The sequence below is a fragment of the Arthrobacter methylotrophus genome (genome assembly GCF_039539965.1).
Taxonomy (GTDB): domain Bacteria; phylum Actinomycetota; class Actinomycetes; order Actinomycetales; family Micrococcaceae; genus Arthrobacter; species Arthrobacter methylotrophus.
The window spans coordinates 1,078,105-1,103,017 of record NZ_BAABED010000001.1; the positions used below are offsets into that span (position 1 = coordinate 1,078,105).

Below are 24,913 nucleotides of genomic sequence, written 5' to 3' on the forward strand. Positions count from 1 at the left end.
CGGCGTCGCCTTCCGCCAAGGATAGGCTGGTAGCCGCTTGGCGGGTGCACGGCAGCTGCCTCGAAGTCGTTTGGTAGCCATAAGCAAAACGAAGGAGATTCGATGGCCACCCTCATTGACGTAGCTGCGCTCAAGGACCGCATGGATGCGGGCAAGCGAACCGTGTTGCTCGATGTTCGGTGGGTGTTGGGCGATCCGCACGGCCATTCGCACTTCCGTCAGGCGCATATCCCCGGGGCGGTCTATGTGGACTTGCATGACGAGCTTGCCGATCCCTCAGCCGAGGGCCAGGGCAGGCACCCTTTGCCGCCCACCGCCGCCCTGCAGCGAAGCGCGCGTGCTTGGGGGATCAACGACGGCGATACCGTGGTTGCGTACGACGACACCGGGAGCACTGCGGCGGCGCGGTTGTGGTGGCTGCTCCGGGACGCCGGTTTCCCTTCCGTCTTCCTGCTCGACGGCGGATTGGGCGCCTGGCGCGCGGCCGGCCTCCCCTTGGCGCAGGACGAGCAACCACCGGTTCCGGGCGACGTCGTGCTTGGACACGGCCACATGGATGTCATCACCATGGACGAGGCGGCGGACTGGCACAACGACGGAATTCTTCTCGATGCCCGGGCCGGGGAGCGATACCGCGGCGAAATCGAACCTATTGATCCGCGCGCGGGACACATTCCGGGCGCGTTGAGCGCTCCTACTGCGGGCAACCTCGGACCGGACGGAACGTTCCTCCGTGCAGCCCAGCTCCGCAACCGATTTGCAGCCCTGGGTATCGGCGAGGGCAGCAAGGTAGCGGTCTACTGCGGCTCCGGCGTTACGGCTGCCCACGAAATCGCCGCCCTCGAAATTGCCGGGTTCAGGGCGGCACTGTTCCCGGGTTCCTTTTCGCAATGGTCTTCGCTGGACTCCAATCCCGTGGTCACCGGAGCTGCGCCCCTGGGCACTCCGGGTCAGTGAGTCTTGGTTGGAGTGAGTCTCATCTGGAGTGAAGGCGGCGCCTGGCGGCGCGGAGTGGCAAATAATCAGCCCGCAGGGGTAGCGTCGAAGCATGACTCCCGGACGCCCCATTCCGCCGCCCCTTGGCAAGCCGCTCCTCCCGATTGACGAAGCAGCCGATACCGTCCCCTCGCCAGCACCTGCGGGCGGCGTCCCGACCCTCGTGGCCGCATACGGCGCCACGTCCGCGGTCAGCGGCCTTGTCCCGCTGACCGTTGCCCGCCGCGTTCCCAAGGAAGACGACGTCGAGATCGAGATCGATTTTTGTGGACTGTGCCACTCCGATGTCCACGCGACACGCGGCGAATGGGGGGCCCAGAGCTATCCGTTGGTCCCCGGCCACGAAATCGTGGGCCACGTGCGCAGCGTGGGTTCCGCCGTCGACGACTTCGCCGCTGGTGACCTGGTGGGCGTCGGCTGCATGGTGGATTCGTGCCGTGAGTGCGAAAGCTGCCTCGATGGCCTGGAGCAGTATTGCGAACGCGGAAACGTGGGTACCTACGGTGTCAAGGATCCCCGGAACGGTGACTCCATTACGCAGGGCGGGTACTCCACCTCGGTGGTGGTTGACCGCCGCTTCGTGCTGCGCGTGCCCGAAGGCCTTGACCCGGCCGCAGTGGCGCCATTGCTCTGCGCGGGTATCACCACCTACTCGCCGCTGCGCTACTTCGATGTCGAGGAAGGGGACGTGGTGGGCGTCGTCGGACTCGGGGGACTGGGCCACATGGCCGTCAAGATTGCGAAGGCGATGGGCGCGCACGTGGTGGTCTTCACGACGACGAATGCCAAGATCGAGGCAGCGAGGGAACTCGGCGCGGATGAGGTGATCCTCTCGAAGGACCCCGAAGCCATGGAGAACGCCAACCGCACCATCGACGTCATCATCGATACCGTTGCGGCGCCCCACGACTTGAATCCGTATTTTCGCACCTTGCGCCTTGACGGCGCACTCTTCCAGTTGGGGCTGCCTTCCGCGGCGATGCCCCCCGTCAGCCCCGGCGCGCTGATCCGGCGCCGGCTCGCCTACGCGGGATCATTGATCGGCGGCATTGCCGAGACCCAGGAGATGCTGGATTTTTGTGCCGAGCATGGCGTGGTCAGCGACATCGAAATGGTCACCGCCCGGCAACTCGACGAGGCCTACGACCGCATGGTTGCGGGCGACGTGAAATACCGGTTCGTCCTCGATACCAAGACCCTTCAGACCCCTTCGGAAAAGGCGGACGTATGAGCACCCTGTTTACCAAGATCATCAACGGCGAGATCCCTGGACGTTTTGTCTGGAAGGATGACGACGTGGTGGCGTTCCTGACCATCGCTCCGCTCACCCAAGGACACGCCTTGGTGGTACCCCGCCAGGAGGTGGACCGTTGGACCGACGTCGCCCCCGAGCTTCTCAACAAAGTCATGGCCGTTGCGCAGACAATCGGCCGAGCCCAAGTGAAGGCGTTCGGTGCACCGAGGGCAGGCCTTTCCGTGGTGGGCTTCGAAGTGGAGCACTTCCACGTGCACGTGTTCCCGGCTACGTCCCTGGCCGATTTCGACTTCGGAACCGTTGACCACCACCCGGACCCCGCAATCATGGATGCCAGCGGTGTGGAGCTCCGTGCCGCGCTCCGCGGCGCTGGGCACGGGGAGTTCGTTCCAGCGGACTGAGCCACGACGCTCGCTCACCTTTTTCGCCCTTTCCCCAAACGCTCGCTCAGCTGTGGTGGAAAACCCCGAAACCCTCTTGCACATCTTGTGCAGGAGGGTTTCGCTCGCGACCCTCATAAGTGCAGGAAGGTTGAAGGAATGACCGAGATAGGTGAGCGAGCGTCGGTGCCCGCAGGCACATCCCGGGGGTGGCGGAGTGAGGTGGGCGGTCGACGTCGACACCTCACCAACGGTCCAAACGCTCGCTCACCTTTTTCGCCCTTTCCCCAAACGCTCGCTCAGCTGTGGTGGAAAACCCCGAAACCCTCTTGCACATATCTTGTGCAGGAGGGTGCGTCGTGAACGCTGGTACCGGCTAGGCCGGCGCCAGCGCCTGGTTGAGCACCGTCCGGATGCGCTTTTCCGAGACCGAGTACGCTGTGCCGAGCTCGACCGCGAAGAGGCTCACCCGGAGTTCCTCGATCATCCAGCGCACCCGTGTTAACTCGGCGCCTGCCCGGCGGCCAGGCAGCAGCGCGGAGACCGCGTCGTCGTAGTCGTCTTCCAAAGCCTGCACAACGGACATGTTCAACCCATCCCGCTGGACGTTGTTCGGGAGCTTTTCGAGGCGCTTCTCGATTCCGGTCAGATACCGAGGCAATTGACTCAGTTGTGCGTAGCCCGTTTGTGCCACAAAACCCGGGAACACGAGTTGCCTCAACTGGCTCTTCATGTCATTGAGGGCACTGACCAAGGCGAGGCTCGTGCTTCCCTTGAGTTGCTTCTCGATCCGCCGGGCGCTCCCCAAAACGCGTTCGACGACGGCCGTCACCGTGAAGACGGTGTCGATCAGTTCCGCACGGACCACCTCGTACAGCGCATCGAACGCTTCCTTGTCCCAAGGAAGGTCGGCCGGGGTCAGCTTGTCGACTGCCGCCAGGACGCAGTCCGTAATCAAGGCGCTCACAGAGCCATGAGGGTTCTGGCTGAAGGTTAACTTCTCCGTATTGTTCAAGTGCTCCAGGACGTAGCGGTCCGGGGCGGGAACCCGGAGCGCCAGCAGCCGGATGACGCCGCCGCGCATGGCTGACTCTTGCTCCGCACGGGTCTGGAAAACCTGCAAGGCAACCGATTTTCCCTCGTCGACGAGAGCGGGGAAACCCGTGACATCGTGCTCCTTCACGGTGCGGGTCACTTGGCGTTCAAGAGCGCCGAAGGTCCACGCCGTGAGGCCGGACTGCTCGGACAGGAAACCGGCGGACTGCGGGGTCGTCCCGCCGCGGCCGTTTCCGCCGGGGGATCCGGCACCTGGGGCGCCCTTCGGACCCTTGGCGCGTGCCGTCGTCGCGGGTGTGGCGCCGAGGGATTCGGCAATCGCCCGGCGGGTAGCCGGCGCGAGTTGTTCCTGGAGTGCGGCGAGGTCCTTGCCTTCGTCCAGTACCTTGCCGCGGCTGTCCACTACCTTGAAGCTGACGCGCAGGTGCGCCGGAACGGCGTCCCAATTCCACGATCCTGGGGGAATGATGTGTCCGCGGATGCGGCGCAGCACCAGCTCGAGCGAGGTCTCAAGATCGTCCGAGGCAGGATCGAAGTCGGCTTCCAGGGCAGCGGCCGCTTGCCGGGCCACATCCGGGGCCGGTACGAAGTTCTTGCGGATGTGTTTGGGCAGCGACTTGATCAGCGCCGTGACGAGTTCCACCCGCTGGCCGGGGATCTGCCATCGGAAGGGAGCATCGTCGAGCTGGTTGAGGAACAGCACGGGAACCTCGGCTGTGACACCGTCCGAGGGATTGGGTGGCGAGCCGGGGGCCACGGGATGGAATTCGTAGCTCAGGGGCAGCTCAAAGCCCTTGTGCAGCCAGGTTTTAGGATAGGCAGAATCATCCAAGGCCTCGGCGTCCTCGCTGATGAGCAGCGATTGGTCGAAGTCCAACAAGGTGGGGTTCTGCTGGCGGGTTTCCTTCCACCATTTGTCGAAGTGGCGTTCGGAGACCACATCCTCGCCGATTTTGGCGTCGTAGAACTCGAAGAGGGTGTGGTCATCCACCAGGATGTCGCGGCGGCGCATGCGAGTCTCGAGTTCCTCGATCTCATGCAGCAGGGCGCGGTTGCGGTGGAAGAATTTGTGGTGGGTCTTCCAGTCGCCCTCAACGAGCGCATGCCTGATGAAGAGTTCGCGGGAGAGCTCGGGGTCGATTCTGCCGTAGTTGATGCGGCGGTTCGGGATGATGGGCACCCCGTAGAGCATGACCTTTTCGTGCGCCATGACCGAGCCCGTCCGGGCGGACCAATGAGGTTCGCTATAGGAGCGCTTCACTAAGTCCGGTGCTACTTGTTCGGCCCACAAGGGATCGAACTTCGCCGCGACCCGGGCCCACAGCCGGCTTGTTTCCACCAATTCCGCGGCCATGACAAAGGCCGGCGACTTCTTGAACAATGCCGAGCCCGGGAAGATGGCGAAACGGCTGCCGCGTGCTCCGGCGTATTCGCGCTTGCGTTCATCCAGCATGCCGATGTGGCTCAGCAGTCCCGAGAGCAGGCTGATGTGGATTCCCTCGTTGTTGCCGACAGGGTCGGCTTCGCGCTTGTTGTCGATAGTGATGCCCAGCGGCTTGGCGAGCTGGCGCAATTGCTGGAAGAGGTCCTGCCATTCGCGGACGCGCAGGTAGTTGATGAACTCGTTCCTGCACAGCCGGCGGAATTGCGTGGAGGAGAGTTCTTGCTGCTTTTCCTGGATGTAGTTCCACAGGTTCAGGAATCCGGTGAAGTCCGAGTTCTCGTCCCGGAAACGTGCGTGCTTCTCCGCCGCAAGCTGCTGCTTGCCGGAGCCGTCCCCCTGGGGGCGCTCTCTCGGATCCTGGATAGTCAAAGCCGCCGCGAGGATCATGACTTCCTTGACGCAGCCGCGCTTTCCGGCCTCCACGATCATCCTGCCAAGCCGCGGGTCCACCGGGAGCTGGGCCAACTTCTGCCCGACGGCGGTCAGGCCGCCGCTGGTATGCCCGTTGCCGCCGGCTGGGGGAGCGCCGCCGTTGCCCGTGCGCGCAGCGCTTAAGGCGCCGAGTTCGCGCAGCAGCGTGACGCCGTCGTTGATGGCACGGGAGTCCGGTGGCTCAACGAACGGAAAGTTCTCGATGTCCTTGGGGCTGCGGGCCACGCCCATGGCCGTCATCTGCAGGATGACGGCGGCAAGGTTTGTTCTCAGGATCTCCGGATCAGTGAACTGGGGGCGGGACTCGAAGTCCTCCTCGGAATAGAGCCTGATGGCGATGCCTTCGGAGACGCGGCCGCAACGGCCCGAGCGTTGGCTCGCCGAAGCCTGGGAAACACGCTCGATCGGCAGGCGTTGCACCTTCGTCCGGTGCGAGTAGCGCGAGATGCGGGCTGTACCTGTGTCTATGACGTACTTGATGCCGGGCACAGTCAGGGAGGTCTCCGCGACGTTCGTGGCCAGGATGATCCGCCGCTTTCCACCCGGGTTGAAGACCCTGTGCTGCTCCTGCAGGCTCAACCGGGCAAACAGCGGCAGCACTTCGGTGCCCGCAAGCCTGCGGTTGGCTTGGATCCGGCCGTTCAGGGCTTCCGCAGCGTCGCGGATCTCGCGCTCGCCGGAGAAAAATACGAGAATATCTCCTGGCGCCTCAAGCGCGAGTTCATCGACGGCGTCGCACACGGCGTCGAGGGGGTCGCGGTCTTCCTCGAGTTCGTCGTCGGACGCGTCCGCATCGTCACCGTCGACCGGGCCCCCGGCCGGCTGGGACAGGGGACGGTAACGGATTTCCACCGGGTAGGTGCGCCCTGAAACCTCGATGATCGGCGCTGGCTCCTCCTCGCTGCCGAAGTGCTTCGCGAAACGCTGGGGGTCGATCGTGGCGGAGGTGATGATGACCTTCAGGTCCGGTCTTTGCGGCAGAATCCGTTTGAGATAGCCCAGGATGAAGTCGATGTTAAGGCTGCGTTCGTGTGCCTCGTCGATGATGATGGTGCTGTACTTGCGCAGCAGCTTGTCCCGCTGGATTTCGGCGAGCAGGATGCCATCGGTCATGAGCTTGATCTTGGTGGCCCTGCTGACCTCGCCGGTGAAGCGGACCTGGAAGCCCACTTCCTGCCCGAGCTCCACGCCCATCTCGAAGGCGATCCGTTCGGCGACGGTTCGGGCGGCGAGGCGACGCGGCTGGGTGTGGCCGATCAAGCCCTTGTCCCCGAGGCCGAGTTCCAGGCACATTTTGGGGATCTGGGTGGTCTTCCCGGAACCGGTTTCGCCGGCGATGATGGTCACCTGGTGTGCGGCGATGGCCGCCATCAGGTCCTCGCGGCGCTCGGAGACCGGCAGCTCTGCGGGGTAGGAAATATGAAGTGTCATGGCTGCTGACAGTCTACTGTGGCGGCGCGTCGCCTCGCAGTTTATGGCTCCCGGCGGCTTTTCCCAGCCGGCACGGAGCAGGGTGGCATTCCCGCCGTTGTTGCTCAAGCTGGCGAACTGAGGGCCGACGACGGCGGCCACCTCGCCAAGGGGGGCATGGAGGCGCACGACGACGTCGGACCCTGTCCACCAGCCGGCACGGCTCGACTATGCGGCAGCCGGCGTCCCCGCCGGTCTTGACGTAGTCAAAACTGGGTTGCCGCTTGTCCGCGATCGCGGCAGAGACCGCCGAGAGCTGCTGGGGGGCCTGCCGTCACGGAGTCCGGTCCTAGCGCGACGGCGAGGGAGTTGGGCTCCGGCGCCCAGTTGGTATCCACCGGCTATGCCGGGCAAGGCACGGGATATCCGCAGGTTGCGGAGTTTATCGATGCCGGACCTGCAGTAAGGACAGCAACTGCAGCAGCCTGGCGGACGTTTGGATCATGGGATCGAATCTAGCCCACGACACGGACAAAAGTTGTCCCTGTCGAGGGGCTAGTCGGGTCCGGGTGCCTAGAAAGCCCGCAGCGTCCAGCAGGAGTTGTTTGGCAGTTCCCGTGCGGTCCAAGGCTCGGAACGGTCTTGGTAAGAGTGGCCGCGCCCGTTCCGAACGACTGCTGAGACGGAAGCGGCGATGGTGGCGATGAGGATGATGAAGGCTAAGACTCCGATGAATTCCATGACTCCATCGTGTTCCCGAGACGGATCACAAAACAGTGGCAGTAATGAACCATTTAGACAATTTTCTGCCACACTGGAACTATGTTGAAAACGGTAGCAATCATTGTTGTTCCTAACTTTTCGATCTTCGAGTTCGGTACCGCTTGCGAGGTCTTCGGCATTGATCGCTCGGACCGGGGGAGTGGCGTTCCTGGCTTTGATTTCAGGGTGTGCACGCCGGTCCCCGGCGACGTGAAGATGAAATCCGGCTTGTCGATGCATGTCGGAGTTGGGCTGGAGGCCGCGGACGATGCCGACCTTGTCATCATGGCTCCGTACGGCAGGGACGAGGATGTACCGGATTCAGCGCTGGAGGCGCTGAGGGCGGCGCATGCGCGCGGGGCGTGGGTCATGTCCATTTGTTCCGGGGCTTTCGCACTTGCCCGGGCGGGTCTGTTGGATGGGCGCCGATGCACGACGCACTGGCACTATTCACAGGATCTGGCGGGCAGGTACCCGGAGGTCCACGTGGATGAAAACGTGCTCTATGTCCAAGACGGCACGATCATCACGAGCGCGGGCACCGCAGCCGGCATCGACGCTTGCCTGCATCTGGTCCGTGTGGAGCTGGGAGCGAACGTGGCAGCAGCGATTGCCCGCGACATGGTGGTTCCGCCGCACCGGGACGGCGGTCAGGCCCAGTTCATCGACCGGCCGATGCCCGCGTGCGGCTCCGCGCCGATAGAGGGGCTGTTGCGCTGGATGGTGGAGAACCTTGAACGGGACCACAGCGTCAACGAACTTGCGGCCAGGCTACACATGTCGGCCCGGACTTTCGCGCGCCGCTTCCGGGCTGAAACGGGCGCAACACCCGCTGCCTGGCTCAACTCGCAGCGGGTGCTCAGGGCGCAGGAACTCCTGGAAACCACAGAGCTGAACATTGACGAGGTTGCACGCGAAGCAGGTTTCGGGCATTCAGTGCTGCTGCGGCACCACTTCGCCAAGGTCTTGGACACGAGCCCACAGTCGTACAGGAGGGCTTTCCGCGGTCAGCTGGCCGAAGCCAGCTAGGCGCGCCACGAGCTCGGTGAAAACGCCGTTAGCGGCGAAGGGTCTCCCGGCCCTCGACCTTGGCATGCTCTACGAGGGTGTGCCACGGCCCGGTGACGGCGGCCTCCGGCAGCATGGCCCGGTGCTGGCCTGCACGAATCGAATACACGAAGCGATCGGCTTCCCCGCCCGTCTGCGTGGCTGACTGACGGCTTGCCTGCCTGCGGGACGATACCTGGTCCCACGGGCACGCCTCGACGATCGGCATCCAGCGCTGCCTGTCTTCGGAGCTGGCGGCATCCACGGTCCAGACGCGTGTGATCGCGGCGACGCCGCCGCTGCGCTGGACGGTGATCTTCATGTTCGCGGCTTCCACTGCTCCGGAGGGTGTAGCTAGAGCTTTACCTTCACAGTTTCCCACGCCTTCCGGACGGCGTCATGCTCGGGTGAATCCGCGCCGAACAGCTCCGTCGCCGACGCCAATGTGGCCTTTGCGAAGCGCCCGAAGGTACAGGTGGCGGGTAGGGAGCCGTTTGTCAGCGTGTTGTACCAGATGTGTCCCGGCGCCTCCCATGCATTGCCTCCCAGCGCCAAAGCAACGAGGGCGAAAGCCCGGTTGGGGATGCCCGAGTTGATGTGGACGCCGCCGTTGTCCGCCGTGGTGCGGACGTACTTGTCCATGGAGTCCGGTTGCGGATCCTTGCCGAGCACGTCATCGTCATACGCGCTCCCCGGGGCTTTCATTGACCTGAGGGCGGCGCCCTGAACGGCGTCGGTGAACAAGCCCTCGCCGATCAGCCAGCTGGCCTCGGCGGCAGATTGCTTCTTTGCATGTTGCTCGACAAGTACGCCGAAGACGTCGGACATGGACTCGTTGAGTGCGCCCGCCTGGTTCCGGTAGGCGAGGGCTGCGGTGTACTGGGTGACACCGTGTGCCAGTTCGTGCCCGACGACGCTGAGTGATTTCGTGAACCTGTGGAAGATCTGGCCGTCGCCGTCTCCAAAGACCATTTGGCTGCCATTCCAGAACGCGTTGTCGTAGAGCTCGCCGTAGTGCACGGTGGCATCGAGCTTCAAGCCGGCGCCGTTGATCGAGTTGCGGCTGAATGCTTCTGCGTAGAGCGCGTGGGTCTCTCCCAGGGCGTCGTACGCTTCATCCACGGCTGCGTCGCCCGTGGCCGGGCGGTTCTCCCTCCGGACGGGTTTGCCGGGCAGGACCTCGGTGGAACCGGTGTCGTAAATGGTCCGCTTGGGCGGTCCCGGCTTGGCCTGGCGCGCTGTTGGCGCGGGAACGGGAACCGGCAGCGCACGGACCGCCTGGAGGGACTTGATGTGCAGCAGGGATTCCTTGGCCGCACGTGCGATGACCCGCAGGCGGGGCTCTTTGTGGGCCGCCAGCCTGCGCAGCATGTAGGGCGGAACGATGGAACAGATCATGGCGAACCCCTTCGTACCGGGTGGACTTTGACCGGGTACGAACAGCTTAGGAGCGGCCACCGACTTTTTAGCCGGCAGGACGGGGCATGTCCGCGATCACGACGACGGGGAGGTCCATGACAAGATCCAGGTCGACGATCTATGGACGCCGTCGGATTTTGCTGGATCATTCTCTTCGCCGAAGTTGCCGGTCCCGTGAGTCCGCGGGTCCGGAATTTGTCCATTCGAATGATGGAGCAGAATCCGACATCCGAGCGAAGACGATCCCAGGGCGCAGATGACACGCCGATCCTGTACACACATTTTGGCCGCTAAGCCCGTTTTGTCCTATACCCCGGCAACGCGGCCAGGCAAGTAAAAACCCCGCCAGTTCAAGGAACTGACGGGGTCTCTATTGTGCCCTCGATAGGATTCGAACCTACGGCCTTCTGCTCCGGAGGCAGACGCTCTATCCCCTGAGCTACGAGGGCATCCGGGCTCCCGTCCGTTGCCGGAGGGACGTCCACGAGCTTAGCAGGTCACCGCGCCGCAATGGAAAACGGGCGGGGGCGAGCCGTCAATAGCCCGCGAAAGCGTCTACACGGATTCGCCGGGCTCCTGCATGGCGGGCGGCAGAGCGCAGGGCGTCCACGTTCGCCGGTGACCCCGAGACGTACACATCCCGCGTGCCGATATCGGGGATGAGCTCCCGCAGGGAGTCGCCATCGATGCGGCTCCGCCCGGCGTCGTGCATGAACGACGGCGGCGGGGAACCGTCCGAAAGTCGCGCGATGACCCGTGCGCCGGAGGCCGCCAGAACATCGCTTCCGGCAAGCTCGGCGGCGCTCGGCGCGAGATAGAGCACCACGATGTCCCGTCGTTCCGAGTCGAGCGATGCCAACTGGGACAAGAAGGGCGTGATCCCGATTCCCGCCGCGATGAGCAGCAGGGGTTTGCCGGCGTCGGGCGGTAAGACAAAGTCGCCGCCCACAGCGGTGCCACGAACGCACTCGCCGGGCTCAAGCGCGAGCAACGCACGCTTCGCCGCCGAGTGCGGCTCCGCCGTGCCGACGCCGAACGTCAGCTCGGGCGCGCCCGGTGCGCTGGTCATGCTGAAGACCCGCCGCCGTCCTTTACCGTCGGGGCGGGAGTGCGGGAGGTTCAGTTCCATGAACTGCCCCGGGAGGAAACGAACGGGCCGTTGCGGCTCGAAGCGGAATTCGGTAGTGAAGGGCGTCAGGGGACGCGAACCATTGAACGTCAGCATGATCCCGCCCCGTTGTCCCACGAGGAACGCGAGGAGGTTCCCGATGAGCAGCGCGAGCTCAGGCGAATTGGCGACGACGCCCAGGCTGAACGGCACCGCGAAGAACACGCCGACGACGACGGCCAGCGCCACCTGCTGCCACCGTCGGGGAGGCAAAGTGAGGGGTTCCGTGAGCATGAATCCGACGAAGAACAAGAGCGGCTGCTGCGAGATCGGCTGCCACAGGGCCGGTCCGGCGGCCATGCCGCTCCGCAGGAGTATCGTGCCCACAATGGACACCGTCACCAGGAGGAAAGCACCGGCCATGAGCATCTTCAGCGTCCTGTAGAGCACCAGAAGGACCCCGGGAGCCAGGAGCCACAGCATGGCCGGAGTGGCTGCCCACCACGTGGCGATGTTCAAGCCCGTGAGGCCGGCGACGAAGGCGCCGGCAGCGGCGGGATTGAAGATGTGCCGGCCACGGAAGGCGAGCACGAATTTGGAGAATGATGCCACGACACACGCTAAGGCGACCCCGGCGAGATGGGGGAGCTGGACCGAGGGAGTGAGCTGCGTCGGCCAGAACAGGAAGTACAACAGGAGGCCGGTGATCAGTGACGACTCCGAATGGGGCCGGACCCTGAACAGCATGGCTGCGAGCCGGCCGGACGCGTATGTCAATCCCAGGCACAAAACGAGGTGGACCAGCATTTCGGGCAGCCCGAAGGTCAGCCAGCCGAGGACATCCAGCACCATGCTGTAGACGACAAGCACCGCCAGGACCCAGAGGATCAGCCGGTACATCGTAAAATGGCCGAGCCAGGCATCCACTCGCGATTTCAAGGCGATCATGTGAACAACGTCCCTTCGAAGCCGGCCGAAAAGGCGGCGTGTCCGTCCGAATAAACCTTGAGCCAGGAGAATTCGAATTCTTCCTCGAGTACCGTCGGATCCACCATGAAGAGCGCCGTGGCCAAGGCATCGGCTTCCATCGCAGTGGCAGCCGTGGTCCACGTGGCCACTACCGTCTCGATCGGACGCCCGGTAGCGCCGTCGAGGACATGGTGCAGGCCGTCGCCCCATGCACGCCGGTTGGCCGCGGAAGCGCACAGCGCACCGTCGTGGAGCTCGACGACGCCGATCGCCTGGGTGGGGTCGTACGGGTGTTCGAGGGCCACACCCAGTGGTTCGGTTCCGGAATGGAGCATGTCGCCGCTCGCATCGACGAGGAACTCCGTGGTTCCGGTCGAACGCAGGACTGCGGCCGTGAGGTCAACCAGTTGGCCTTTGCCCGCGGCCCCGATGTCCAATACCAAGGGAACGGAAGTGGTGACCTGTGTCCCGTTCCATACCAGGACGTCTTCCCAACGCGGCGCGGGCACCGGATCGCCGAGAGCTTGCAAAGCATAGCCAGGGCCGTAGCCCAACTGCTCAAGGCTTCCGCCGATGAGTGGCGTCACGGCGCCGCTGCTGAGGCGGTACAACTTCCGGAACAGCGCTTCAAGCCCGGACGCCCCTGATGGGAGGGTCACCGTTCCGGCTTCCCGGGCAAGGCCGGCGACCACGGAGTCGGCGCGGAAACGCGAATAGTTTCGGTCGTAGTCCTCCACGACCTCCCGCAGCCTGCGTCGGACCGCGTTACCGAGCGGCTCCGGCGTCGAAATCTCCCATCTGGTCCCGATACCGTCGAAGCTGAAACCGCTCCAGTCCTGGTGCGGCATGGCGGCTATTTGGCCTCGGCCTTAATGGTTTCCACGGCCTTGTTGAATCCTTCGCTGGTCAGGGAGGAGCCAGCTACTTTTGAGACGTTGATCTCGTCCAGTTTCTTGCCGACCACCTGCGCGGCGATGCCGTTCTTGAACTCGCCCTGGAACTCCTTGGTGTTCGGGTTGTTGGCATGGACCGTGATGTCAACCGCGGAAACAGCGCTACCGGCCAAGGTCAGCTGGACGCCCACGGTTTCACCGCCGTTGGGCGAAATATAGTCACCGTCCGCACTGTATGTGCCGTCCTTGTACGGGCCGGATATCGTCGAAGTCTTTTGCGGAGTGCTGCCTTGGGCCGACGGGGCACAAGCGGCCACCGAACTGGCCAAGGAAAGGCCGGCGGCGCCCACCAGAAGGCTCTTGCGGAGTGGCGTAGTCATGGTTCTGCTCGTTTCAACTGGACTCGTCTCAACTGGACAAGAAAAAGTGGTCAATGCACATTGGTCTGGGCCGTGGGCCGATCACACCTTTGACGTTGATTTCAGCCTATCGGTTCAGTCTGGGAGCTCTAGCGGCTCAAGCTGAGCGCCCGCTGGGTGCGCGCTGGTGCCCGCGTGTACGCATTACTAAGCACCGGAATTCCACCACTGGCAAGCCCCACCGGTAGGCTAGACGGGTGACTCCCGAAGAACTCTCTGCCGCCATATCCGCTTGCTTGAAAGACGCTGTCGCCGCCGGCGAGCTTGCGCTTTCTGAATCTGCCCTCCCAGAGGACGTGCGCGTGGAGCGACCCAAGAACCGGGAGCACGGCGACTGGGCCACCAACATTGCCTTGCAGTTGGCCAAGCATGCCGGGACCAATCCCCGTCAATTCGCAGCGATCCTCAGCAAGCGCCTCGAGGAGATCGACGGCGTCACAGCCGTGGACATCGCGGGCCCGGGCTTCCTCAACATCACCGTGGACGCTGCCGCCTCCGGCGCACTAGCCAAAGTCATCGTTGAGGCCGGACGTTCCTATGGAACCAACCAGGCGCTCGCAGGTCACGTGGTCAACATGGAGTTCGTGTCTGCCAATCCCACGGGACCGCTGCACATCGGCCACACGCGCTGGGCGGCCCTGGGAGATTCCATCGCCCGCGTGCTGCGCGCCTCCGGTGCGGACGTCACCGCGGAGTATTACATCAACGACGCCGGCTCGCAGATGAATGTTTTTGCGAACTCGGTGCTGTCCCGACTGCACGGGCGCGGTGTTCCGGAGGGAGGCTACCCCGGCGAGTACATCCGGGATCTCGGCGACGAGGTCCTCAACGCCCACCCGGCAATCCGCGAGCTGACCGACGCGGCAGCGCTGCCGGTGATCCGCGCGGCCGCCTATCAGGCCCAGATGAAGGACATCAAGGACACCCTGGCCGGGTTCGGCGTGGCTTTCGATGTCTTCTTCTCCGAGCAGGAGCTGCACGACGCCGGCGCGATCGAATCCGCGGTGGCCCGCCTGCGGGAACAAGGCCACGTGTTCGACGACGGCGGAGCGGTCTGGCTGCGTACCACGGACTTTGGCGATGACAAGGATCGCGTGATGATCCGGGCCAACGGCGAACCCACGTATTTCGCAGCCGACGCCGCCTACTACCTGTCCAAGAAGGACCGCGGCTTCACGGAGAAGATTTACCTGCTCGGGGCTGACCACCACGGCTACATCAACAGGCTCAAGGCCATTGCCGCGTGTGCGGGCGATGACCCCGAAGTCAACATCGAGGTCCTCATCGGCCAGTTGGTGTCCGTCAACGGCGCCAAGCTGTCCAAGCGTGCCGGCAACATCATCGAGCTCAAGGACCTTATCGAGTGGTTGGGGAAGGACGCGGTGCGCTACTCGCTGGCGCGATTCCCCGCCGATTCGCCGTTGACCCTGGATCCGGAGCTGCTGAAAAAGAACAGCAACGAAAACCCGGTGTTCTACGTGCAGTACGCGCACGCCCGGTCCCGTGGAACCGCGCGCAACGCAATCGAGGCAGGCGTGGACCACAGCGCTTTTGACGCGTCCCTGCTGGACCATGCCACCGAGAACGAGCTGCTGTCCTACCTGGGCAGCTACCCGTCCATCGTGGCAAAGGCGGCGGAACTTCGCGAACCGCACCGTGTGGCCCGGCACCTTGAGGTCATCGCCGGTGCTTACCACCGCTGGTACGACGCTTGCCGTGTGTCGCCGCTGGGGGAGGAACCCGTGCAGGACGTCAACCGCACGCGATTGTGGCTCAATGACGCCACGAGCCAGGTGCTGGCCAACGGACTCGAGCTCCTCGGCGTCTCAGCCCCGGAACGGATGTGACCTGGCGTGCAGAGTAACACCAATAACAGCACCTCAGCCTCACCGCTTGCCCCCGGGTGGCTTGCCGTGCCGGAGGACCTGAACGCGCTTCACGCGCCGATGTGGGCCGCGGGCGTCCAGCGGAACGACGACGGCGAACTCGCCATTGACGGTGTTCCCGTCCGGGAGCTCAAGGAGCAGTTCGGCACCCCGCTGTTCGTCATGAGCGAGGGCGATTTCCGTGCCCGTGCGCGCTCTTTCAAGGACGCCTTCGACGCGGCCTTTGCCGACATTTGCGGGGGAGTGGACGTCTACTACGCCGGAAAGTCCTTCCTGTGCACTGCCGTGGCCGCCTGGGTGGCCGGGGAAGGCCTCCGGCTGGACACCTGTTCCGGCGGGGAACTCGCCGTCGCGGCCCGGGTCGGCATCGACGGCGCGAATTTGGGCCTGCACGGCAATAACAAATCCGACGCCGAGATCAACCGGGCACTGGACATGAAGCTCGGCCGCATTGTGGTGGACAGCCTCGACGAACTTGAGCGTGTGGCCAAGATCGCCTCCGGCCGCGGCGACACGGCTAAGGTCATGTTGCGGTTGACTCCCGGGGTCCACGCACACACCCACGAATTCATTGCCACGGCCCACGAAGACCAGAAGTTCGGACTTTCCATGGCCGAGGACTCCGGCGAGGCAGCAGGACTCTCGGCCGCCGAAGAAGCCGTCGCCGCGGCAACTTCCTACTCCAACGTGGAACTTCTTGGCCTGCATTGCCACATCGGCTCCCAGATCTTCGAGCCGGACGGCTTCGCCCTGGCGGCCGAGAAGCTGCTGGACTTCCTGGCCGAGATGCGAGCGAAGTACTCCATCGTTTTGCCGGAACTGGATCTGGGCGGCGGCTACGGCATTGCCTACACCCCGGTCGACACCCCGCGCCCGCCAGCGGAGATCGCGCAGGCGATGGCCGCCGTCGTACGCTCCAAGTGCGCCGAGCTGGACATCACCCCGCCGCGTATCTCGATCGAACCGGGCCGCGCAATCGTGGGCACCACCACCTTCACCTTGTACGAAGTCGGGACCTTGAAGACAGTGCGCGTGGATGTGCCCGCAGACGCGCTTGGTGAGGCTGGTCGCGACCATAACGTTACGTTCCCCCGCCGCTATGTGTCGGTGGACGGCGGCATGAGCGACAATCCCCGTCCGGTGCTGTACGACGCGGATTATTCGGCCATTGTCGCCTCGCGGACTTCTGACGCGGCTCCGCAACTGTCCCGAGTAGTGGGCAAACATTGCGAGAGCGGCGACATAGTTGTTAGAGATGTATATCTGCCCGAAGACGTGGCAGCCGGTGATCTGCTCGCTGTACCGGGGACCGGCGCTTACTGCTGGGCCCTCTCAAGCAACTACAACTATCTGGCCAGGCCTGGCGTTGTCGCTGTGCGCAACGGAGCCGCCCGGCTGATTGTCCGCGGGGAAACCGAAGAAGATCTCTTGAACCGCGACATGGGAGTGGCGAATGTCTGAAGTGCGAACCCTGAAGGTGGCCCTGCTGGGCTGTGGCAACGTGGGAGCCCAGGTAGCGCGGATTCTCCTTGACGACGCTGACGCCCTTGCGGCCCGCAGCGGTGCGCGCCTGGAGTTGTCCGGAATCGCCGTGCGCAACCTTGATTCGGAGCGCGACGTCGAGCTGCCCCGGGAACTGTTCACCACGGACGCCGACACCCTCGTCAAGGACGCCGATCTCGTGATCGAGCTCATGGGCGGCATCGAGCCGGCCAGGTCACTTATCCTGACCGCCATGCAGAATGGCGCCTGCGTCGTGACCGGCAACAAGGCACTCCTGGCGCAGGACGGCCCCACCCTGTACGAAGAGGCCGACAAGGCCGGCGTCCAGCTCTCCTACGAAGCCGCCGTCGCCGGAGCCATTCCGATCCTGCGTCCCATACGCGACAGCCTCTCCGGCGACCGCATCACCCGGGTCCTGGGCATCGTGAACGGCACCACCAACTTCATCCTGGACCAAATGGACAGCACGGGGGCGCAGTTCGCCGATGCCCTCGCTGAAGCGCAGCGGCTCGGTTACGCGGAAGCCGATCCCACCGCCGACGTCGAAGGCTACGATGCCGCAGCCAAGGCCGCCATCCTCGCATCGTTGTCTTTCCACACCCGCTTCGCTCTCGAAGACGTCTACTGTGAAGGCATCACGAAGGTCAGCGCAGCGGATATCGCGGCGGCGAAGGAAGCCGGATTTGTCATCAAGCTGCTCGCTATCGCCGAGAAGATCAACAATGCAAAGGACGGCGGGGGAGAGGGCGTATCCGTCCGCGTCCATCCCACCCTCCTGCCGCGGGAACACCCGCTTGCTGCCGTTCGCGGCGCTTTCAACGCAGTCTTCATCGAGGCCGAAAACGCGGGTGAACTGATGTTCTACGGCCAGGGCGCGGGGGGCACTCCGACGGCGTCTGCCGTGCTGGGCGACCTGGTCTCGGCTGCCCGCCGCGTGGTGCTGGGTGGCCCGGGCCGTACCGAGACCACCACGGGGTACGTTCCCGCACTGTCGATCAATGCCTCCACCACGAGCTACTACATAGGCCTCGACGTTGCAGACCAGGCCGGGGTGCTGGCCCGGATCACCCATATCTTCGCGGAGCACGGCGTATCGATCGAAATCATGCGCCAGACGATCCACCGCGACGCCGCCTCGAGGGTTGAGTCGGCCGAGCTGAAGATCGTCACCCACCGCGCATCCGAAGCCGCACTCGCGGCTACCGTCGAGGCCATCAAGGGCCTGGACGTTATCAATTCCGTAACATCCGTCCTGCGGGTAGAAGGGGTCTAAGTGGCTCACCAATGGCGCGGAGTCATCCGCGAATACGCTGATCGTTTGCCTGTAACGGAAGCCACGAAGGTCATTACCCTCGGTGAGGGCGGTACTCCGCTCGTCTACGCGCAGAAGCTTTCCGAGCTCACGGGATCCACCGTGTACTTGAAGGTGGAAGGTATGAATCCCACCGGTTCCTTCAAGGACCGCGGGATGACCATGGCCATGACGGCAGCTGTGGAAGCAGGCGCGAAGGCCGTTGTCTGCGCCTCGACGGGCAACACCTCGGCCTCCGCCGCCGCCTACGCCACGGCCGCTGGCCTGAAATGTGCGGTACTGGTTCCCGAAGGCAAGATCTCCATGGGTAAGCTCAGCCAAGCGATCGCGCACGGCGCCACGCTCCTGCAGGTGGACGGGAATTTCGACGACTGCCTGGACATCGCCCGCAAGCTTGGTGACGCCTACCCCGTGTTCCTGGTGAACTCGGTCAACCCGGCCCGTATCCAGGGCCAGAAGACCGGTGCCTTCGAAATCGTCGACGTACTCGGCGACGCCCCGGACATCCACATCCTGCCGGTCGGCAACGCGGGTAACATCAGCGCTTACTGGAAGGGCTACAAGGAGTATTCGGCGCCGTTCGAGTCCGCGACCGCTGGAACACTTCCCGCCGTCTCCACCAAGACGCCGGCCATGTGGGGATTCCAAGCAGCAGGTGCGGCGCCGTTCGTGGCAGGCCACCCCATCACCGAGCCGGATACGATCGCCACGGCCATCCGCATCGGCAACCCGGCGTCCTGGGACACGGCCATCGCGGCACGCGATGAATCCGGTGGCTTCATCGACGCCGTGACTGACGAGCAGATCCTTGAGGCCCACCGCTGGCTTTCCGCCAAGGAAGGCGTCTTCGTGGAACCCGGCTCCGCGGCGGGCGTTGCCGGCCTCATCAAGAAGCATGCCGCAGGCGAGGTTCCCGCCGGCAAAACGATCGTCATCACGGTCACCGGACATGGCCTCAAGGACCCGCAATGGGCCCTCCGCACCGAAGACGGCAGCGAGGTCCAGCCGGTCAAGGTACCCAACGACGTCGTGACCGTGGCATCCGAGCTGGGACTGGAAGAAAACTAAGAGTGGAAACCACCCATCCCACCGCGACCGGCCTTAAGCTGGTCGCGGCAGGCCAGCAGCTCACCGTCCGGGTCCCGGGTACCAGCGCCAACCTGGGCCCCGGTTATGACAGCCTCGGTCTCGCATTGTCGATCTACGACACCCTGACCGTCGAGACACTCACCACCGGAGAGCTCGAGTTCGAGCTTTCCGGTGAGGGGGCCGACACCCTCCCTCGCGATGCCAGCCATCTGGTGGTCCGTGCCATCAACACGGCGTTGGAGCGCCTTGGCTTCCGGCACAACGGATTGAAGATCACGGCGGACAACGTTAATCCGCACGGACGTGGACTCGGTTCCTCTGCATCCGCAGTGGTTGCTGCCGTGATTGCGGCGAACGCTTTGGTGCCCGAATCCGCCCAGCGCGACCGCGAGTGGATTCTGCAGCTCACGAGTGAGATGGAAGGCCATCCGGACAACGTCGCACCGGCGATTTTCGGCGGACTGGCCTTGTCATGGCAGGACAGCGAGCAGTACAGCAGCACCCGCGCAGAGGTAGTCCCGTCCGTCATCCCCATCGTCGCTGTACCTGATTACGAACTGTCCACTGAGACGGCCCGAGGTCTGCTCCCGGCATCAATCGGCCATCACGCGGCAGCCATGAATTCAGGACGTGCGGCGCTCCTGATCCATGCGTTGACGGCGGATCCCCGTTTCCTGCTTTCCGGAACCGAGGACTACCTGCACCAGAGCTACCGCGCCGAGGCTATGCGGCCTAGCGCGGCCCTGATTGCGGCACTGCGGGCCGCAGGCCATGCGGCCGTTGTTTCCGGAGCGGGACCCACGGTCCTGGTATTGGCCAACGGCGCCGACGAAGCCGGGGTGATTGCCGAATTGATTGCCACTTTCACCGCGGACAACACTCCGGAGGCTGCTTGGCGTGTGATGACACTGGCAGTGGACGTCGAAGGTGCTAGAGTGGACTTGCACCGGCGGTAGCATCGCGGGCAGTTCCCTGACATTGGATCCCGGCTTAATGCCGTTCCCGTCTTCTACTGTGCCGAAGTCTGCCGGTGTCGTCTCCTTATCGGCCTGTCGCAGGTGCCACAGAAACCTATGTGTCAACCGGACCGTCAGCCCGCGCCCCGCCCGCCGGAGCATCGAAGACGTATCAGTATCCGGCCCTGCTGAAACTAAAACGGCAAGACCGAAATCACGGCTGCAGATCTGAACTGCAGTCCAGAACAAATCATCGCGTCCAGCTCTAGGTCTGGACGCCGTCGAGGGGGAAGGATCCTTCGTGACAGAAACCACTGAGCTGGCTTCAGCTGTGGACACAATATCTTCTGCAGCTGAGTCAACGGCCGCAACCGCCAAGAGCAGCGGCCTTGCAGGCCTCAAGCTCGCGCAGCTCCAGGCTTTGGCCAGTCAGCTGGGCATTTCGGGCGGATCGCGGATGCGCAAGGGGGACTTGGTTTCGGCTATTTCCGCCCACCGTGCCGGTGCAACCACCAGCAAGGCTCCTACAGCGGCCAAAGCCGTAGCGGCAAAGTCCGCACGGTCGGCGGCCCCGGCAGTTGAGGCCTCGGCCGCACCGGCCGTAGAGACCACCGAAGCTCCGGCAGAGGAAGGCACCCGGGCACGTGGGCGTGGCCGAAGCCGTCGCGCCACGAGCGACGGGGTCGTTGCTGCTCCCGCTGCGACGGAAACCGGCGAGGCTCCCGCCGCCCCCGAGACTCCCGCAGTGCCCGTCGCCGAAGCCGGCGAGACTGTCGGCGAACGCCGCCAGCCCCGCACGCGGAACCGTCGTCGTAGCGAGACCGCGGCCGCTCCCGCGGAGGCCGTGGAAGCCACTGAGCAGCCCCAGGCTGAACAGCCCCGCACTGAGGAGCAGGCCGAGCAGCCTCGCACTGAACAGGCTCGCACTGAACAACCCCGTGGTGATCAGCGTCAGGCCGAACAGCGTCAAGCACAGCCCCGCCAGGGCGAGCAGGCGTCGGTCGAGGCAGGCGAACCCGCCCAGCGCGAACGCCGCGACAATACCCGTACACGGCGCGAAGACAACGACGGCGATGACACCGGCAACCGCCGCAACCGTCGCAACCGCCGCGACCGCAACGACCGTCCGGGTCCGCAGGACAACCGTGACAACCGCGACAACCGCGAGGGAAATACCCGCAGCGACCGCTTCCGCGACCGCAACGAACGCCGCCGCGGCCGGGGCCAGGGTCCCGACGTCGACGACGTGGAGGTGACAGAGGACGACGTCCTGCTTCCTGTTGCCGGGATCCTGGATGTATTGGAGAACTACGCGTTCATCCGCACTTCCGGTTACCTTCCCGGTGCCAACGATGTGTATGTGTCCCTCGCCCAGGTCAAGAAGTACAACCTGCGCAAGGGCGACGCCGTCGTCGGCGCAATCCGCGCCCCGCGTGACGGCGAGGATCGTAACCAGCAGTCCGCGCGTCAGAAGTTCAACGCGCTGGTCCGCGTGACCTCGGTCAACGGCAAGACGCCGGAAGAGCTTAAGGACCGTGTCGAATTCGCCAAGCTCGTCCCGCTCTACCCGTCCGAGCGCTTGCGCCTCGAAACGGATCCCAAGAAGATCGGCCCGCGCGTCATCGACCTTGTGGCCCCGATCGGCAAGGGCCAGCGTGGCCTGATTGTCTCCCCGCCCAAGGCGGGAAAGACGCTCATCCTGCAGTCCATCGCCAACGCGATCACCACCAACAACCCTGAGGTCCACCTCATGATGGTGTTGGTTGACGAACGTCCCGAAGAAGTCACCGACATGCAGCGCACGGTCAAGGGTGAGGTCATTGCCTCCACCTTCGACCGTCCGGCCGATGACCACACAACGGTGGCCGAGCTGTCTATCGAACGGGCCAAGCGCCTTGTGGAAATGGGCATGGACGTGGTGGTCCTCCTGGATTCCATGACCCGTCTGGGCCGCGCCTACAACCTGGCAGCACCGGCCTCGGGCCGCATCCTGTCCGGTGGTGTCGACTCCGCCGCGCTCTATCCGCCGAAGCGCTTCTTCGGAGCTGCGCGCAACATCGAAAACGGCGGCTCGCTCACCATCCTGGCAACGGCCCTCGTGGAGACCGGTTCCAAGATGGACGAGGTCATCTTCGAAGAGTTCAAGGGCACGGGCAACATGGAGCTCCGCTTGTCCCGCCAGTTGGCGGACAAGCGCATCTTCCCCGCAGTGGACGTGAACGCTTCGGGTACCCGTCGCGAAGAGAACCTGCTTTCGCCTGAAGAAGTCAAGATCATGTGGAAGCTGCGCCGCGTCCTGTCCGGACTCGAGACCCAGCAGAGCCTTGAACTCCTGACCAACAAGATCCGGGAGACCGGGAGCAACGTCGAATTCCTGATGCAGGTACAGAAGACGACTCTTGGAGCTAAGTCGGATAACGACAAGTAACTGTTTTAGGGGCGGGCGGTGGCTCGTTCGTGCGGTTGGTGCCGCGCGGATGTTCTGCCCCCGCCCCTTCGCGTTGCAACGCGAGGTCAGATACGGCCCATCCAGGCCATCGGCATGGGCCGTAAGTGACCCCGCGTTGCAGTTATTAGACTTGGTTGCAAGTCGAAAGAGGTTGAGAAATGTTTGAGTCCGTACAGGGATTGCTTGATGAGCATGCTGCTATTCAGGCGCAGTTGAGTGATCCTGCCGTTTATGCCGACCAGGCGTTGGCCCGCAAGCTGGGACGGCGTTCTGCGCAGTTGCAGGGCATCGTGGAGGCGTACAACCGTTGGCGCGGACTCATGGACGATCTTGAAGCGGCAAAGGAAATGGCTTCCGAGGACGCCGAATTTGCTGCTGAGGTGGACGAAATCGAGGCGAAGCTTCCGGCAGCGCAGGAGAAATTGCGCCGCTTGCTGATCCCGCGCGATCCTGACGACGCACGTAACGTCATTCTTGAGGTCAAGGGCGGCGAAGGCGGCGACGAAGCTGCGCTCTTTGCCGGGGACCTGCTCCGGATGTACATGCGCTATGCGGAGTCGCGGGGCTGGAAGACCGAGCTCATCTCAGCCACGGAATCTGATCTGGGCGGTTACAAGGACGTCCAGATGGCCGTCAAGGGCAACTCGAACGATCCCGCTGAAGGCGTGTACGCCCGGCTGAAGTTCGAGGGCGGCGTGCACCGTGTTCAGCGTGTTCCTGTCACGGAGTCGCAGGGCCGCATCCACACCTCGGCTGCCGGCGTACTGGTGCTTCCGGAAGTGGATGAGCCCGAAGAGCTCGAGATCAACCAGAACGACCTCAAAATCGACGTCTACCGGTCCTCCGGTCCTGGCGGCCAGTCCGTCAACACCACCGACTCGGCAGTCCGCATTACCCACCTACCGACTGGCATCGTCGTCGCCATGCAGAACGAAAAGTCCCAGCTGCAGAACCGTGAAGCCGGCATGCGGGTCCTCCGTGCCCGCATCCTCGCCCATCAGCAGGAACAGATCGACGCCGAAAACTCTGCCCAGCGCAAGTCGCAGATCCGCACCATGGACCGTTCGGAGCGTATTCGCACCTACAACTTCCCGGAAAACCGGATTGCCGACCACCGTACCGGCTACAAGGCCTATAACCTGGACGCTGTCATGAACGGTGACCTCGAGCCGGTCATCCAATCGGCCATCGAAATGGACGAACAGTCGCGCCTGGACGCCCTGGGCGAGTAACAGCCTGCAAGGATCCCCATGACGCTCTTCCCTGGCCAAAGCCTCGCCGACGCCGTCCGTGAGGCAACCACTATCCTGTCCGACGCCGGAGTCCCTACTCCGCGCGTGGACGCGGAGCTCCTCGCCGAACATCTCCTGGGTGTCGGCTTGGGGCGGCTGCGTGCCATGCTGCTCGGCGATTCCGCAGCCCCCGAAGGCTACGCTGACTTGGTGGCCGAGCGCGCACAGCGCGTTCCACTGCAGCACATTACCGGCGTCGCGCACTTCCGCTACCTCACGCTCGCCGTGGGGCCGGGCGTGTTCATTCCGAGGCCCGAAACCGAGTCGGTGGTCCAGCTGGTCATTGACCACCTCCAGGGAATCCCACACCCGAAAGTTGTCGATCTTGGCACCGGTTCCGGTGCGATTGCCGGCTCGATTGCCCAAGAGGTGCCCGGAGCCGAGGTCCACGCCGTGGAGTTCAGCACGTTTGCCCACGCCTGGGCCACGAAGAATTTGAAGCCCCTTGGCGTGAAGCTCGTGCAAGGCGACCTCCGAAATGCCTTGCCCGAGCACGACGGAACCTTTGACGTCGTCGTTTCCAACCCGCCCTACATTCCCGCCGCGGCGATTCCGAACGAACCTGAAGTGGCACTGCACGATCCGCCCGAGGCTCTCTACGGCGGGGGAGCGGACGGAATGGAGCTCCCGACGGCGGCTGTCGCCTCGGCTGCGCGGCTCCTCAAAGGCGGCGGCTTCTTCGTGATGGAGCACGCCGAGGTGCAGGCAAGGTGGATTTCCGAACATCTCAAGGCCGCCGGCTGCTGGACGAAAGTCACCACCCATATCGATCTCAACGGCAAGGAACGTGCCACGAGCGCAGTGTTGGCAATTGCTGCCTCCGGGAAATGAAAGAA

Annotated in this window: 19 protein-coding genes, 1 tRNA gene and 1 pseudogene; 12 read left to right on the forward strand and 9 right to left on the reverse strand. The window is 64.1% G+C overall.

Annotated elements, in window-relative coordinates; translation table 11 throughout:
* The first annotated feature begins 102 nt into the window (after nucleotides 1-102).
* The 3 genes from ABD884_RS05310 to ABD884_RS05320 all read left to right on the forward strand — a co-directional run bounded on the left by ABD884_RS05310 (nucleotide 103) and on the right by ABD884_RS05320 (nucleotide 2,652).
* Nucleotides 103-957: a sulfurtransferase gene (locus tag ABD884_RS05310; RefSeq protein WP_345039163.1), complete on the forward strand. Its 855-nt coding sequence runs from the start codon at nucleotides 103-105 to the stop codon at nucleotides 955-957.
* A 91-nt stretch (nucleotides 958-1,048) separates the two neighbouring features.
* Complete coding sequence (locus ABD884_RS05315; protein WP_345039168.1) at nucleotides 1,049-2,227, forward strand: NAD(P)-dependent alcohol dehydrogenase; 1,179 nt, start codon at nucleotides 1,049-1,051, stop codon at nucleotides 2,225-2,227.
* Nucleotides 2,224-2,652 carry an HIT family protein gene (locus ABD884_RS05320; protein WP_345039173.1) on the forward strand — a complete coding sequence of 143 codons (429 nt, stop codon included), beginning with the start codon at nucleotides 2,224-2,226 and terminating at the stop codon, nucleotides 2,650-2,652. The genes ABD884_RS05315 and ABD884_RS05320 overlap by 4 nt, the downstream gene beginning before the upstream one ends.
* A 355-nt stretch (nucleotides 2,653-3,007) precedes the next feature.
* Here the strand turns inward: ABD884_RS05320 and hrpA are convergent, their stop codons facing one another.
* The 3 genes and pseudogenes from hrpA to ABD884_RS05330 form a co-directional block, all read right to left on the reverse strand.
* Complete coding sequence (hrpA, locus tag ABD884_RS05325) at nucleotides 3,008-6,994, reverse strand: ATP-dependent RNA helicase HrpA (RefSeq protein ID WP_376954529.1); 3,987 nt, start codon at nucleotides 6,992-6,994, stop codon at nucleotides 3,008-3,010.
* Between the two features lie 60 nt (nucleotides 6,995-7,054).
* Nucleotides 7,055-7,478: pseudogene (locus ABD884_RS26160) on the reverse strand (hypothetical protein); the annotation flags it as partial.
* Between the two features lie 68 nt (nucleotides 7,479-7,546).
* Nucleotides 7,547-7,714, reverse strand: a complete 168-nt coding sequence (locus tag ABD884_RS05330) for a hypothetical protein (protein ID WP_345039186.1) — start codon at nucleotides 7,712-7,714, stop codon at nucleotides 7,547-7,549.
* 81 nt (nucleotides 7,715-7,795) lie between these two features.
* Between ABD884_RS05330 and ABD884_RS05335 the strand changes: the two genes are divergently transcribed.
* On the forward strand, nucleotides 7,796-8,764 hold the full coding sequence (locus ABD884_RS05335; protein WP_345039191.1) for a GlxA family transcriptional regulator: 969 nt from the start codon (nucleotides 7,796-7,798) through the stop codon (nucleotides 8,762-8,764).
* Between the two features lie 28 nt (nucleotides 8,765-8,792).
* Here the strand turns inward: ABD884_RS05335 and ABD884_RS05340 are convergent, their stop codons facing one another.
* From ABD884_RS05340 to ABD884_RS05365, 6 genes are all read right to left on the reverse strand, one after another.
* A complete protein-coding gene (locus ABD884_RS05340) occupies nucleotides 8,793-9,104 on the reverse strand; it encodes a protealysin inhibitor emfourin (RefSeq protein WP_345054584.1) in 312 nt (103 codons plus the stop codon).
* Nucleotides 9,105-9,136: 32 nt separating this feature from the next.
* Complete coding sequence (locus tag ABD884_RS05345) at nucleotides 9,137-10,180, reverse strand: M4 family metallopeptidase (protein WP_345039199.1); 1,044 nt, start codon at nucleotides 10,178-10,180, stop codon at nucleotides 9,137-9,139.
* Between the two features lie 397 nt (nucleotides 10,181-10,577).
* Nucleotides 10,578-10,650, reverse strand: a tRNA-Arg gene (locus ABD884_RS05350).
* Between the two features lie 86 nt (nucleotides 10,651-10,736).
* Nucleotides 10,737-12,257 (reverse strand): FAD-dependent oxidoreductase, encoded by a 1,521-nt coding sequence (locus ABD884_RS05355; protein WP_345039204.1) that lies wholly within the window; start codon nucleotides 12,255-12,257, stop codon nucleotides 10,737-10,739.
* Complete coding sequence (locus ABD884_RS05360) at nucleotides 12,254-13,126, reverse strand: FAD:protein FMN transferase (RefSeq protein WP_345039209.1); 873 nt, start codon at nucleotides 13,124-13,126, stop codon at nucleotides 12,254-12,256. Before ABD884_RS05360 ends, ABD884_RS05355 begins: the two co-directional genes overlap by 4 nt.
* Before the next feature lie 5 nt (nucleotides 13,127-13,131).
* Complete coding sequence (locus tag ABD884_RS05365; RefSeq protein ID WP_028264766.1) at nucleotides 13,132-13,551, reverse strand: FMN-binding protein; 420 nt, start codon at nucleotides 13,549-13,551, stop codon at nucleotides 13,132-13,134.
* A 236-nt stretch (nucleotides 13,552-13,787) separates the two neighbouring features.
* On the opposite strand from ABD884_RS05365, the gene argS reads away from it, so the two are divergent.
* The 8 genes from argS (at nucleotide 13,788) to prmC (ending at nucleotide 24,908) form a co-directional block, all read left to right on the forward strand.
* Nucleotides 13,788-15,437 (forward strand): arginine--tRNA ligase, encoded by a 1,650-nt coding sequence (gene argS / locus ABD884_RS05370; RefSeq protein WP_345039219.1) that lies wholly within the window; start codon nucleotides 13,788-13,790, stop codon nucleotides 15,435-15,437.
* A 6-nt stretch (nucleotides 15,438-15,443) separates the two neighbouring features.
* Nucleotides 15,444-16,937: a diaminopimelate decarboxylase gene (gene lysA / locus ABD884_RS05375; protein ID WP_345039228.1), complete on the forward strand. Its 1,494-nt coding sequence runs from the start codon at nucleotides 15,444-15,446 to the stop codon at nucleotides 16,935-16,937.
* Complete coding sequence (locus tag ABD884_RS05380) at nucleotides 16,930-18,252, forward strand: homoserine dehydrogenase (RefSeq protein WP_345039240.1); 1,323 nt, start codon at nucleotides 16,930-16,932, stop codon at nucleotides 18,250-18,252. Before lysA ends, ABD884_RS05380 begins: the two co-directional genes overlap by 8 nt.
* Nucleotides 18,253-19,359 (forward strand): threonine synthase, encoded by a 1,107-nt coding sequence (gene thrC, locus ABD884_RS05385; RefSeq protein ID WP_345039248.1) that lies wholly within the window; start codon nucleotides 18,253-18,255, stop codon nucleotides 19,357-19,359.
* Nucleotides 19,360-19,361: 2 nt separating this feature from the next.
* Entirely contained in the window at nucleotides 19,362-20,336 is a 975-nt protein-coding gene (gene thrB, locus ABD884_RS05390; protein WP_345039253.1) for a homoserine kinase, read from the forward strand.
* Between the two features lie 301 nt (nucleotides 20,337-20,637).
* A complete protein-coding gene (rho, locus tag ABD884_RS05395) occupies nucleotides 20,638-22,764 on the forward strand; it encodes a transcription termination factor Rho (protein ID WP_345039259.1) in 2,127 nt (708 codons plus the stop codon).
* A gap of 179 nt (nucleotides 22,765-22,943) precedes the next feature.
* Nucleotides 22,944-24,017 (forward strand): peptide chain release factor 1, encoded by a 1,074-nt coding sequence (gene prfA, locus ABD884_RS05400; RefSeq protein ID WP_028264759.1) that lies wholly within the window; start codon nucleotides 22,944-22,946, stop codon nucleotides 24,015-24,017.
* Nucleotides 24,018-24,035: 18 nt separating this feature from the next.
* Nucleotides 24,036-24,908, forward strand: coding sequence for a peptide chain release factor N(5)-glutamine methyltransferase (gene prmC, locus ABD884_RS05405; protein WP_345039274.1), 873 nt, complete (start codon nucleotides 24,036-24,038; stop codon nucleotides 24,906-24,908).
* Nucleotides 24,909-24,913 lie beyond the last annotated feature (5 nt).